The sequence below is a fragment of the Corynebacterium sp. MSK122 genome (assembly GCF_030229435.2).
Taxonomy (GTDB): domain Bacteria; phylum Actinomycetota; class Actinomycetes; order Mycobacteriales; family Mycobacteriaceae; genus Corynebacterium; species Corynebacterium marquesiae.
Window position 1 is genome coordinate 1 of record NZ_JASPHV020000021.1, and the last position, 12,841, is coordinate 12,841.

12 protein-coding genes are annotated in these 12,841 nt (G+C 62.4%); 8 read left to right on the plus strand and 4 right to left on the minus strand.

Annotated elements, in window-relative coordinates; all coding sequences use genetic code 11:
• Positions 1–65 precede the first annotated feature (65 nt).
• A complete protein-coding gene (locus tag QP934_RS09000) occupies positions 66–689 on the minus strand; it encodes a metallophosphoesterase (protein WP_419127359.1) in 624 nt (207 codons plus the stop codon).
• Positions 690–993: 304 nt separating this feature from the next.
• Between QP934_RS09000 and QP934_RS09005 the strand changes: the two genes are divergently transcribed.
• Positions 994–2,382, plus strand: coding sequence for a DNA polymerase IV (locus tag QP934_RS09005; protein ID WP_419127360.1), 1,389 nt, complete (start codon positions 994–996; stop codon positions 2,380–2,382).
• Here the strand turns inward: QP934_RS09005 and QP934_RS09010 are convergent.
• Positions 2,379–3,272 (minus strand): asparaginase, encoded by an 894-nt coding sequence (locus QP934_RS09010; protein WP_284791552.1) that lies wholly within the window; start codon positions 3,270–3,272, stop codon positions 2,379–2,381. The two genes, QP934_RS09005 and QP934_RS09010, sit on opposite strands and share 4 nt — an antisense overlap.
• Positions 3,273–3,380: 108 nt before the next feature.
• Here QP934_RS09010 and QP934_RS09015 point away from each other — a divergent pair, with 108 nt between their 5' ends.
• Positions 3,381–4,031, plus strand: a complete 651-nt coding sequence (locus QP934_RS09015; protein ID WP_049377625.1) for a hypothetical protein — start codon at positions 3,381–3,383, stop codon at positions 4,029–4,031.
• On the opposite strand, the gene QP934_RS09020 is transcribed toward QP934_RS09015, so the two are convergent.
• Entirely contained in the window at positions 4,032–4,973 is a 942-nt protein-coding gene (locus QP934_RS09020; protein WP_340418722.1) for a hypothetical protein, read from the minus strand.
• A gap of 41 nt (positions 4,974–5,014) precedes the next feature.
• Here QP934_RS09020 and lspA point away from each other — a divergent pair, with 41 nt between their 5' ends.
• The 5 genes from lspA to QP934_RS09045 are packed head-to-tail and all read left to right on the plus strand — an operon-like array spanning position 5,015 to position 8,367.
• Positions 5,015–5,506 carry a signal peptidase II gene (gene lspA, locus QP934_RS09025; protein WP_049377622.1) on the plus strand — a complete coding sequence of 164 codons (492 nt, stop codon included), beginning with the start codon at positions 5,015–5,017 and terminating at the stop codon, positions 5,504–5,506.
• Positions 5,499–6,425 (plus strand): RluA family pseudouridine synthase, encoded by a 927-nt coding sequence (locus tag QP934_RS09030; protein ID WP_317026158.1) that lies wholly within the window; start codon positions 5,499–5,501, stop codon positions 6,423–6,425. Before lspA ends, QP934_RS09030 begins: the two co-directional genes overlap by 8 nt.
• Positions 6,422–6,958: a hypothetical protein gene (locus QP934_RS09035; protein WP_049377619.1), complete on the plus strand. Its 537-nt coding sequence runs from the start codon at positions 6,422–6,424 to the stop codon at positions 6,956–6,958. The genes QP934_RS09030 and QP934_RS09035 overlap by 4 nt, the downstream gene beginning before the upstream one ends.
• Before the next feature lie 60 nt (positions 6,959–7,018).
• Positions 7,019–8,044 (plus strand): HNH endonuclease signature motif containing protein, encoded by a 1,026-nt coding sequence (locus QP934_RS09040; protein ID WP_419127361.1) that lies wholly within the window; start codon positions 7,019–7,021, stop codon positions 8,042–8,044.
• Between the two features lie 53 nt (positions 8,045–8,097).
• The gene (locus tag QP934_RS09045; RefSeq protein ID WP_340418725.1) at positions 8,098–8,367 is read left to right on the plus strand and encodes a permease; all 270 of its coding nucleotides are present in this window, start codon (positions 8,098–8,100) and stop codon (positions 8,365–8,367) included.
• On the opposite strand, the gene rarD is transcribed toward QP934_RS09045, so the two are convergent.
• Positions 8,354–9,223 (minus strand): EamA family transporter RarD, encoded by an 870-nt coding sequence (gene rarD / locus QP934_RS09050; RefSeq protein WP_419127362.1) that lies wholly within the window; start codon positions 9,221–9,223, stop codon positions 8,354–8,356. The two genes, QP934_RS09045 and rarD, sit on opposite strands and share 14 nt — an antisense overlap.
• A gap of 27 nt (positions 9,224–9,250) precedes the next feature.
• Here rarD and dnaE point away from each other — a divergent pair, with 27 nt between their 5' ends.
• Positions 9,251–12,823, plus strand: coding sequence for a DNA polymerase III subunit alpha (gene dnaE / locus QP934_RS09055; RefSeq protein WP_419127363.1), 3,573 nt, complete (start codon positions 9,251–9,253; stop codon positions 12,821–12,823).
• Positions 12,824–12,841 lie beyond the last annotated feature (18 nt).

Below are 12,841 nucleotides of genomic sequence, written 5' to 3' on the forward strand. Positions count from 1 at the left end.
AGATGTGTATAAGAGACAGGCTTGCATGCAAGCAAAAATATAAGTGGGATTTGTGGGGAACGAATCTAGTAATGTAAACGTGTGACGTGGCACGTATCAGGGTCGAAGAGTAAGCCGTGGCCCATGCCGACCCAGCCGATGAAGGGGGCGTCGGCAACCGTGTGCGGGGTGTGGACGTGCCCAAGGATCCAGGCATCGGCCTCGTAAGCCTGTAGCTCAGCCACGGAAAGCGGCAGGCAGGTGCCTTTAGAAAACTCACCGGTGACGGAAGAATGTAGGAGGCCGAGGACGGGCCGGTTACTGCGGCGGGGAGGAAGCTGGAGGCGGCGCGGGTCCGGATCGGTGGCCACCGCTGCGGTTAGAACCGTGGAGTTTCCTATGTGAAAGGTATGCACCTGCGTGCCGTGGACTGTGACCTCGGGCGGGAAGTCCAGGTTGTGGTGGGTGTCGTGGTTGCCGGAAATGAAGTGGACTTCGCTGAACAGAGTGACAGCATGGGCCATAACGGTGTGGACCTGAGGTACAAACTCGGCCGAGTTAGCGTTGCGGTCAATGATATCGCCCAAGCACACGCACGCCGTGGCACCTCTATTGGCGGCAACCTCGAGTGCCTGCAGGGCCCAGTCCAGCCCAGGAGCGTCAGGGAGACCTAAGTGGAGATCTGAGAAGACGAAGATGCTAGCGGGCATGTGCGGCCTTTCGTTTGTGCTACCAAGACGAGGGGAAATACGTGCAATGGCGATCGTTTCCTCAGGGCTGTGATGTCGATATCTTCGGCTCGGGCAGTAAGGAGTGAGGCGAGTGGTGGACTCCGTGTGCAACTATGGAGGCTTCATAGGCTGAGGGTTACTTTCTGGAGAAAGTGTCTTTGAAAACCTAAATAGATGACTTTGCGGGCGGGTGGCGATGAAATGGAAGGAAATTAAAGCTTTAATTAACGTCACGCAAACATCCAGGAGTGCATGTGGAGGTACGCCTATTAGACTGGGCCGCATGCAACGCTGGGTTTTACATATCGACATGGACGCTTTTTATGCATCTGTCGAACAGCTGACCCGGCCTACGCTGCAGGGGCGTCCCGTTTTGGTGGGAGGTACCAGTGGGCGCGGCGTGGTGGCCGGCGCCTCCTATGAGGCGCGCGAGTACGGCGCGCATTCGGCCATGCCGATGTATCGCGCGCAGCAGCTTGTTGGACTTCGCGCGGTGGTAGTGCAGCCGCGCCGGGCAGTGTATGCGGCGGCGTCGCGGCGCGTATTTGGCATCATCGCGCAACACGTGGAGGTCATCGAGCAGCTTTCCATCGATGAGGCCTTTATGGAACCCGCCGCCCTAGAAGGGGCGAGCGCGGAGGAGGTTAAGCGCTGGGCTGATGAGCTGCGCGCGCTCATTCGGGAAGAGACGGGTCTGCCGTGCTCCATTGGGGCGGGATCGGGCAAACAATTTGCCAAGATCGGATCGGGCGAAGCGAAGCCCGATGGCACCTTTGTTATCCCAGCGGAGCGCCAGCTAGATATGCTGCACCCCCTTGCAGTGAACAAGCTGTGGGGAGTCGGCCCGGTGACCGGGGCGAAGCTCAAGTCCATCGGCGTAGAAACCATTGGGCAGCTAGCGGCGATGACGCGCAAGGAAGTAGAGATTTCCATCGGCAGTGTGGTGGGGCTGCAGCTGTGGCAGTTGGCCCGCGGCATTGATGACCGTGAGGTGGCGCCGCGTGCTATTTCTAAGCAGATTTCTACCGAGCACACCTACCCGAAAGACTTGCAGACTGCCCCCGAGGTCGATGCAGCCATCACTCGCGCGGCGGAGGGCGCTCACCGTCGTTTGCTTAAGGACGGGCGCGGCGCGCGCACCGTAACGGTGAAGCTGCGCATGGCGGATTTTCATATCGAATCGCGCTCGACCACCTTGCCCTACGCGACTGACGACGCCGCCGTGCTTACCGCTGCCGCCTTCAAGCTTGCCCGCTACCCCGATGAGTTGGGGCCCATCCGCCTGGTAGGGGTGAGCTATTCCGGGCTAGAGGCCGCTCGCCAAGACGTGCTTTTTCCGGAGCTCGACCGTGAGATCGTGCGTCCTGCACCGGCGGATACGGACTATGAGACTGGGGTGAGCGACGACGCAACACCGGCCATTCCAGCGCCTACGGTGACGGTGGAAGAAGAAACCGATAACCAGTGGCACGCCACGCAGGATGTTTTCCACCCCGATTACGGCCACGGTTGGATTCAAGGCGCCGGCCACGGGGTGGTGAGCGTGCGCTTTGAAACCCGCACCACGGGTCCCGGCCGCACCAAATCCTTCGCGGCCGACGATCCCGCGCTCGTGCCAGCAGACCCGCTCGACTCGCTGGATTGGCAGGACTGGCTGACCAGCGAGGACTAGCCCTCCTGGGTAAACAGCTCCGCCGGATCGGTGCCGGTGGCTAGCGCCGCCGCGAGCAGGATTCGCGCTTGGCTCGGTCGGAACCATCCGGCGTTGATGGCGCCACGTTTCCCCAGGCTTGCGCCACCACCGTCTCCACCGTAAGCCAGCGCCGTCGGGCCATAGGGTGTGCGGGTAGAAATGATGACAGGGAGGCCGGCGTGGAGGGCGTCGGCAAGCGCGCGGCCCATGTCCTCGCCCATATTTCCCGAGCCCATGGCCTCCACAATGAGACCGGAAGTGGGGGAGTTTACGGCGGCGTCGACCAGCAAGCGCCCCGCTCCCGGATAGGCGGGGATGATCTCGATTCGCTGCGACGCCAGCGGGGCAGGATTCAAACGCGGGGTGGTGCCAGGAACGGGCAGTGACTCAAACCCGCGCAGGTCACTGGTGTGCCGCTTGCGCGCACCGCGCGCCGGGATGGTCTCGCCGCCGAAGCAGAGGAAAACCCCAGGGCGCCCGCTGGCCGCAATCTCGCGGGCAGCGCGCAGATTGGTGGGGCCGTCGGCCGCGGGGTGATCGTAGGCGCGCTGCGCGCCAGTAAGCACGATGGGTTTTGTGCCACTACAGAAAATCTCCAACGCTAGCGCGGTTTCCTCCATGGAGTCGGTGCCATGGGTGATGATCACGCCACCGATATCCTCGCGCGCGGTGTGCTCGTTGACCACCGCAATGAGCTCATCGAGGTCCGCCAAAGTAATAGATGACGAGTCGAGCTGGCGAAACTCCACTACCTCGGCGTCGATTTCAGCGGCGAGGTCCGCGCCGGAGACGGTGGGAACCAAGGAACCATCGGCCACGGTGGTGCACGCGATCGTGCCGCCGGTGGCGATCAAAGCAAGTCGGGTCATGCACCCAAGGTTAAAGAAATCTTCGCCCACGCGGCGGGCGCAGCCCGGAAAAGGCTGGTGCAGCTGTAAACTGATGGGAGTTTAGAACCCAGACGTGAGGAGTTAGAAGTGAAATTCCGCAAGTTTAGCGCCGCGTGCCTCGCACTGACCGCGGCCACCGCCCTGGCCGCCTGCTCTTCCGACGACGAGCAGGACGATACCGCCGCCACCAACACCGAGGCGCAGGAATCCGCCTCTTCCGATGGCGATTCCGCCGCCCCGGCGCTGCCGTCCCCGGCGGATCTCAACGCCATCTTGGCCAAGGCCACCGACCCGAACGCCTCTGAGCAGGAAAAGACCGCCACCGTGCAGGGCGGCGAGACCGCACCGGAAATCTTTGACACCATGGCACAGTCCAAGCAGGAATCCGGTGCCGAGTTCGAGGTCGTCGATCCTGTGCTTCCGGGCTATGACCCGCAGTCCGTGCTGACCACCGTGAACTTCACCACCGCTGACGGCCAGCAGCAGACCGCTGACCAGGTGGAGTTCGTGTACGAAGATGGCACCTGGAAGCTCTCCAAGGCGTGGGCTTGCACGCTCATCCAAAACACCGTGCCGCCGGAACAGGTTCCGGAGATGTGTGCAGATACCGGCGCCGGTGCCTCCGCACCCGCCCCGGCACCGGCCGAGGGCGACGCTGCCCCGGCTGAAGGTGACGCCCCGGCTGCCGGCGCCGAGCAGGCGCCAGCTGAGGCCCCTGTGGAAGCCCCGGCCGAGTAACTAGGAAAAGTTCAGCTCCGTCAGGCTCGACTGCACCACGCGCAGCTCCGAGCCGGCGGCGCCATAAATGACCTTCGTATCGAAAGACACGTCACCGCCCACGGGCAGCGGCTTGGTCAGGTCTACCGTGATGGTGCCCTTGGACTGGGTGCTGGAGTCCACTACTTTGAGCTCCTTGTCCTCCAACTCCGTGCCCTGGGCCTGGCCTTCAAAGGACAGCGCGCCTAGCGACGGCCGCTGTTCTACCTCCACGTTGAGCTTGACCTGGTCGCCCTCGATGGAAGCGACCGTATAGCGGGTGGTCTGCAGCAGGGTGGACTCGCCGGTAACGCGCGAATCCACCGTCCAGCTCGCTCCTTTGCCTACCTCCTCGGTGGGGAAAACCACGGGCAGCGCCGCCAGCTTCATAATCGCCTGTTCGACGGCGCCGCGGGCTTCATCCGTGGCGTCCTGGGGTGCGGCCAAGCGCAAGGAATTCATCTGGCCTGTATTTTGGCCGCGCCAGCCAAATTGAAATCCCTCGGCCGAGGAGACATCGGTGTCTCCGGACGATTCTGGGGCTCCGGCCGTGACGAACGCATTGCGGGTGGCCGGCAGCTGATCTTCAACGTCCTCGCTAGCCTTATCTACCTTGGCCGATAGCGGCAGGGTAGTGGTGGTGGATTCGACGTCGGAGGCCTGAAACTTCTCGGCCGCGGACTTTTTGAGCAAGTCCTGCGAAAAACCCTCGGTAACGCGGTAGTTCACGTCCTGCGTGGAGTCGATATCCCGGTATTCCAGGAGCTTTTTCTCCCCGGTGCCGGGATTGTCCACGGTGACGCGTGGGGCGTCGATAGTCAGGCCCACGGGCTGTTCTACCGCGGGTCCCGGCTTTTCATAGGAACACGCCGTAAGCGCTACGGCGGCTGTGGTCAGGGCTGCAAAAACTTTGACTCGAAACACGCTTACCAAAATACCGGACGCTGCCGTTTAGAATAGAGCGGGTGAGTCAAAAACGAAGGAGCAAGACAGGACTTATCGCCGCGGTTGTCATCGCCGTGGCGCTGGTGGACCAAGCCGTGAAACAAATAATGCTCTCCATCCTTACGGAGGGCGAGCCCCTAGCGGTTATTGGGGATTGGTTCCGGTTTACCCTGCTTTTTAACCCTGGCGCCGCCTTTTCCATGGGCGGGGAGGGATCGACGTGGCTTTTTACCACCATCCAGCTGGTCTTTGTGCTCGGCGTGGCCATTGCCGCCCCGCGCATTACCCACTCCGGCCAGGCGGTGGGCCTAGCGCTCATTGCCGGTGGCGCGCTGGGTAATTTCGCCGACCGCATCTTCCGCGCCCCTGGCTTCTGGTTCGGACACGTGGTGGACTATATTTCGGTCGGCTCTTTCGCCGTGTTCAATATCGCGGACGCGGCCATTACCTGCGGCGTGGTGATCTTCATCATCGCCATGGTGCTGGAGGAAAGGAAGGCCGAGCATGAATAGGCAGATGCGCAGCTTCCCCATTCCTGAAGGCCTAGAAGGCATGCGTGCCGACGCCGCCCTGGCCAAGCTCCTTGGCCTTTCCCGCAGCGCCACCGCGCAGTTGTGCGCCGAGGGCAGCGTGACCATCGATTCCCAGGAGCTGAGCAAGTCCGAGCGGTTGACCTCCGGCAACGTGGTTTCGGTGCTTTTGCCGGAGCCAGAAAAGCCGTTGCTGCCGCGCGAAGAGCTGGTCGAGGGCATGGACGTGCTCTACAGCGATGCCGATATCATCTGCGTGCATAAGCCGGTGGGCGTGGCCGCGCACCCCAGCGTGGGCTGGGACGGGCCGACGGTGATCGGCGGGCTGCGCGCGGCCGGTTATACCGTGGCTTCGTCCGGGCCGACCGAGCGCCAAGGCATCGTGCACCGCCTCGATGTGGGTACGTCTGGCGTGATGGTCGTGGCTTCCTCGGAGCGCGCTTATTCCGCGCTCAAGCATGCCTTTAAGTACCGCAGCGTAAAAAAGACCTACCACGCTGTGGTGCAGGGCCTGCCGGATCCTATCGAGGGCACCGTCGATGCGCCCATCGGCCGCCACCCCAAGTCGGGCTGGAAATTCGCCGTGCTTGATGACGGCAAAGCGGCCGTCACCCATTACAGCCTCATCGAGGCCTTCCGCGAGGCCAGCCTCATCGAGGTGCACCTAGAGACCGGCCGTACCCACCAGATCCGTGTGCACATGTCCGCCACCGGCCATCCGTGCGTGGGCGATCCGATGTACGGCTCGGATCCGAACCTGGCTAAGCGCCTTAGGCTCGAGCGCCAATGGCTGCACGCGGTAAAACTCGGCTTTACTCACCCCGGCACCGGCAAGTGGTTCGAGATTGCGGCGCCGTACCCGGCAGATCTCGAGCACGCCTTGGAGGTTTTGCGGGGATGAGGAAGGTCTACCGGCGGCGTCGGCTAGCGGCCTTGGCGGTGCTGACGGTGCTTTTCCTTGCCGCCCTTGCTCTCTTCGGTGCCTTGGGGACCCAGGCTTCTTCGCAGGTGCAAGGCGATCAGCTCGGCCCGGATGGGGAATCGCGAGCGGAGTATATTGCGCGCGTGTCCGGCAGCGACATTCCGAACGCCACTGCCTACGCCCTTGTCACCTTCGACGAGGATCTGCCGCCCGTAGCCGCCGCGGCCGCCGTTGCCGCAGCCCCGCGCATGGACGCTATCCTTATCGGCTCCACCGCCCCCATCGACGTCCCCGAACCGACCGCCGGCGAAGACCGCGCCGCCGTTATCCAGCGCGCTTTCGACCGCATCGGTGCCTCCTATGGGCAGCGTCCCACCGCGGTGAGCGCGGCCGTGGTGTGGGGGTCGGGCGCCCAGCTTGCCGACGTCGCCTCCACCCCCTCCGTCGCCGCCGTCGAGCCCGCACCTGCCGACGCCGCCTGGGGCAGCTTCGCCATCCGCCCTCCCAGCTAATATCGCCCTCCTGGCCCCTGTGGCGCGCGGTGGCCGCCCAGCGCTTTTAGCATCTAGGGCATGGAACACATTCGGGCCTATATTGCGGCACTCAACTCGGCGATGGATATCCTCGCCGAGGCCGCCGATGCCTCCGCCACGGACCTTACCGCCGCCGGCATGCCCGATGCAGAAGCAGAATCCATTGCGCAGCTAGCACAGGTCTATTTCGGGCCCACACGCTTTCGCCGCCGCCAACGACGTGCGGTAGATGGGGCCCGCCGCAACCGGCATTCGCTGCCGACGCTGGAGGTCATCGAAAAGCATGCCCGGCGCGCGCCCACCCAAGCCTGCGCCTGGGCCCTGCGCGCCGAACTCACCCACATTGCCTGCGATACGCGGGAGATGGAAAGGCGCGCCCGCGCAAAGTTGCGCAAGATGCGCGCGCCGCGCGAACCCAAGCCGGGGGTGCGGTTGCGGCGCCGCGCTGCCGGTAAGCCGTGGACGCTAGCTATCACCGGATCTTCCGCGCTGATTACAGAACTCCACCAGCGTGCCGGCTCGCTTGCCGATGTCGCCTCTTTATTCCGCACCGGCGCCTCTACCTCTACCGTGCGCACTAATGTTGTGGTGCCACTAGATAAGTTGCTCGGCGTGGCCCATGGCAGTGATGATGTGGTGCTGACCATGACCAACGGCGCACAGATTACGGGTGCCGAATTGGCCCAGCGCGCGCTCGCCGAAGAGGGATTTGTCACCTTGCTCCACCCCGTAGAGGGCCCAGTGAACCTGTACCGCATGCGCCGTGGGGCCACCTGGAAGCAGTTCATGATGGCTGCGGCGGAAAATCCCACTTGTCCGGTCAAGGGATGCAGTAAGCCCGCCGATGAGTGCCAGGTCCACCACATCTTCAGCTGGGCCGGCGGAGGATGGACCAATGCGAAAAACCTCACCACCGCCTGTGCCTATCACAATGGCCGCAATGATGACCATCGCACCGGCCCGCTGCGCAATGGCCGCTTCGAGCGCACCTCCCGCGGGGTGCGCTGGGTCAACCCCTGGGATCCGCCCCCACCCGACCTCGTAGAAACCGGGCCCACCACGTGATTTTCGCGGCGTCACTGAGGCGTCGCGCGTTGTGGCGATCCTAAGCTAGGACCATGGCCTCAAAACAGCCCTTTTCGCAGTGGATGCCCAATTACAAGTTTGCCTATATCGCCGCGTGGGTCGCGGTGGTGGTATCCGGCATCGCGCTTTTTATCGGTCTTTTCACCGGCGGCACGTCGATGACGTTGGTGTTTTCCGGGATCGTATGTGCCTATGGCATTTTTCTCGTCGTGGTGATGCCCCGCTGGGCGCTGCGGGCAGAAGAGGAACAGGCAGCGCGTCGCCGTGCACGCGCCGCCCGCGAGGAACTTAGGCGCTCCTAGCCATGCGCACTAAGTCGGAGACGTAAATCACCACCGCCACGCCGATGATGCCGAAGCCGATCCAACGGTGCGTCGAAAAGTGCTCGTGGGTGATAAAGAGCGCCCACAGCATCTGCATGATGGGGGTGAGGTATTGGAACATGCCGATCGTCGATAAGCGCAGCGTCCGTGCGCCCTCCGCAAAGCAGAGAAGCGGCAGCGCGGTAATCAAGCCGGCGCTGACCAAAAGCAGCGCGTGGCCGACGCCCTCGCTGGCGAAAGTGCCCTGGCCGCTTGTTTCTAGCCACAGGATGTAGCCCACCGCCAGCGGCGACATCACGAGGGCTTCTGCTGCGACCGAGACGGCCGAGGACACCCGAACCTGCTTTTTGAGCAGCCCATAAAAGCCGAAGCTGAACGCCAATAGCAGTGAAATATACGGCGCCTGGCCGGTAAAGAACGTCAAATACAGCACCGCGATGGCCGCAACGCCCACCGCGCCGGCCTGCCACGGCCGCAGTCGTTCCTTCAAAAACACCATGCCAAGGGCGACCGACACCAGGGGATTGATGAAGTACCCCAGCGCCGCATCGGCCACGTGGTTGCTATTAATCGCCACCACGTAGGTACCCCAATTGACCGTGATGAATACACCCGCGGCCGCAAGCCAACCCCACGTGCGCTTGTCCATGCGCGCCATTTCGCGCCACCGGCCGCCGAGGAATAAAAATCCCGTAACCAACACCGCGGTCCACAACACGCGATGAGCCAAGATTTCCAGCGGCGATGCCGGCAGCAACAGAGGGAAGAACGCGGGGAAAAATCCCCACATGATGTAGGCGGCGAGCGTGTAGAGCATCACAAAATAATAGTCCATTTTGACCGCCCCGCTATGATGAGCCGCATGGCCAAAAACTCCTCCTTCGTCCACCTGCACAACCACACCGAGTTTTCCATGCTGGACGGCATGGCCAAGGTCGATATGCTGGCAGACGAGGTGGTCCGCCAAGAAATGCCGGCCGTCGGCATGACCGACCACGGCAATATGTATGGCTCTGATGCCTTCTACCGCCGCATGACCGGCGCCGGCGTCAAACCCATCATCGGCATCGAGGCATATATGGCGCCCGAATCCCGCTTCAACAAAAAGCGCGTGCTGTGGGGCACGCCGGACCAAAAGCGCGACGACGTCTCCGCCTCTGGTGCCTACCTCCACCAAACGATGATCGCGGAGAACGCCACCGGCCTGCGCAACCTTTTTACCTTGTCTTCGCTGGCTTCCTACGAAGGTCAGTTGGGCAAATGGCCGCGCATGGACGCCGAGCTCATCGCCGAGCACGCAGACGGCATCATTGCCACCACCGGCTGCCCCTCTGGCGACGTCCAGACCCGCCTGCGCCTCGGCCAGTTCAACGAGGCGCTGGAGGCCGCGGCCATGTGGCAGGACATCTACGGCAAGGACAACTTCTTTTTGGAGTTGATGGACCATGGGCTGGACATCGAAAAGCGCACGCGCGATGGCCTGCTAGAAATCGGCCGCAAGCTAGACCTGCCCCCGCTGGTGACCAATGACTGCCACTACGTGCTGGAATCCCAGGCGCCAGCGCACGAGGCGATGCTGTGCGTGCAGACCGGCAAGACTTTCATGGACCCGGACCGCTTCAAGTTCGGCGGCACCGGCTACTACATTAAGTCGGCCGCGCAGATGCGCGAGACCTGGGACGATATGATTCCAGATGGCTGCGATAACACCCTGTGGATTGCTGAGCGCGTGCAAGACTACGGCGAGATCTGGGAAGAACACACCCACGATCGCATGCCTATTGCCGACGTCCCCGAGGGCCACACCCCAACTTCCTGGCTCACCCATGAGGTGATGGAGGGCCTGCAAAAGCGCTTCCCCGGCCAGGATGTTCCGGAGGAATATATCGAGCGCGCCAAGTATGAGATCTCCGTTATTGAGATGAAGGGCTACCCGTCCTACTTCCTCATCGTGGCCGAGCTCATTAAGCATGCACGCTCCGTGGGCATTCGTGTGGGGCCGGGCCGTGGTTCGGCGGCCGGCGCGCTTGTCGCCTACGCGCTGACCATTACCAATATCGACCCCCTGGAGCACGATCTCCTCTTCGAGCGATTCTTGAACCCTGAGCGTCCGTCCGCACCCGATATCGATATCGACTTCGATGACCGCCGTCGCGGCGAAATGATTACCTATGCGGCGGAGCGCTGGGGTGAAGACAAGGTGGCGCAGGTGATTACCTTCGGCACGGTGAAGACCAAGCAGGCCATTAAGGACTCAGCCAAGGTGCACTTTGGTCAGCCCGGCTTCCAGATGGCCGACCGCATCAACGGCGCGCTGCCGCCGGCGATCATGGCCAAGGACATTCCGCTCAAGGGCATCACGGACCCGGACCACGAGCGCTACTCCGAGGCCGCCGAGGTCCGCCAGATGGTGGAATCCGACCCGGATGTGAAGAAGATTTATGACACGGCGCGGGGTTTGGAGGGCGTCGTCAGGCAGGCGGGCGTACACGCCTGTGCGGTGATTATGGCTTCGGTCCGGCTCATGGACCACATTCCTATGTGGAAGCGCCCGGCCGACGGCGCTTATATCACCGGCTGGGACTACCCGGCGTGCGAGGCCATTGGCCTACTGAAGATGGACTTTCTGGGCCTGCGCAACCTCACCGTTATCGGCGATGCGATTGAAAACATCAAGCGCAACCGCGGCGAAGAAGTCCACCTAGAGCAGCTGCATGCCGACGACCCCAAGGTCTCCAAAGTCTATGATCTGCTCTCGCGCGGCGATACGCTGGGCGTCTTCCAGCTCGACTCCGGCGGCATGCAAGAGCTGCTCAAGCGCATGAAGCCGACCGGCTTTAAGGATATTGTGGCCTCCCTTGCGCTCTACCGCCCTGGCCCGATGGGCGTGAACGCCCACTGGGACTACGCGGACCGTAAGAACGGCCGTAAGGAAATCACTCCAATTCACCCGGAGTTGGAAGAGCCGCTCAAGGAAATCCTGGATGAGACCTACGGTCTCATCGTCTACCAGGAGCAGATCATGCGTATCTCGCAGAAGGTCGCCAACTACACGGCCGGCGAGGCAGATGGCTTCCGTAAGGCAATGGGTAAGAAGAAGCCCGAAGTGCTGGCCCAGCAGTACGACAAGTTCTGGGGCGGCATGCAAGAAAACGGCTACTCTAAGTCCGCCATGGATGCGCTCTGGGGCACCATCGAGCCCTTCGCGTCCTACGCGTTTAACAAGTCCCACGCCGCGGGCTACGGCTTGGTGTCCTTCTGGACGGCCTACCTCAAGGCTTACTACGCACCGGAATATATGGCCGCGCTGTTGACCTCGGTGGGCGATAAGAAGGATAAGTCCGCCATCTACCTTTCGGACTGCCGCCACTTGGGCATTAAGGTGCTGCCGCCGTCCGTCAACGAGTCCGAAGAGGATTTCCAGGCGGTGGGGGAGGATATCCGCTTCGGCATGGGCGCTATCCGCAATGTCGGCTCGGAAGTGGTGGAATCCATCATCAAATCCCGCCACGACAAGGGCGCGTTTACCTCGTTTAGTGATTACCTGGACAAGATCGAGCTCGCCGCCTGCACCAAGCGCGTGACAGAGGCGCTCATTAAGGCCGGCGCCTTCGATGACTTGAACCACCCGCGCAAGGGCCTCATGCTCATCCACGAGGACGCGGTGGATGCGGTGCAAACCACCAAGAAGGCCGCGGATAAGGGCCAGTTCGATCTCTTCGCTGGAATCGGCGGGGGAGAGGAAGACGCAGCTTCCAACGCCTTTGCCTTGGATATCCCGGAAGACAACTGGGATCGCAAACACGAACTTGCCCTCGAGCGCGAGATGCTGGGCCTATATGTTTCCGGCCACCCGCTCGATGGCTTCGAGGAGGCGCTGGCCGCGCAGACGGATACGCCGCTGACCAAGATCCTCAACGACGAGGTGCATAACGGCCAAGAGCTCATCATCGGCGGCATCATTTCGGGCGTGGACCGTCGCTTTTCCAAGCGCGATGGCTCGCCGTGGGCCATTGTCACGGTGGAAGACCACAACGGCGCGCAGGTGGAAATCCTGGTATTCAACAAGGTGTACTCGCTCGTCGCCCCGCAGATTGTCGAGGACAATATCATCCTCGCGCGAGTGAACGTCAAGGTGCGCGATGAGCGCCGCTCGCTGTTCTGCTCCGATATCCGCGTGCCGGAGCTGGGCCCTGGCGGTGGCGCCGGCCTGCCGCTGCGGCTGACCATGCGCACGGATCAGTGCACCATGGAAAACATTGCCCGCCTCAAGCAGGTCCTGCTCAAAAACCAGGGCGAGTCGGATGTCTACCTCGAGCTTGTCGATGGCTCCGAGTCCACCACCATGATCCTCGGCGACCACCTGCGTGTGGAGCGATCCGGAAACCTCATGGGCGACCTCAAGGCCACCATGGGCGCGGGCATATTAGGCTGAATTTAAACTCGGCGGCGG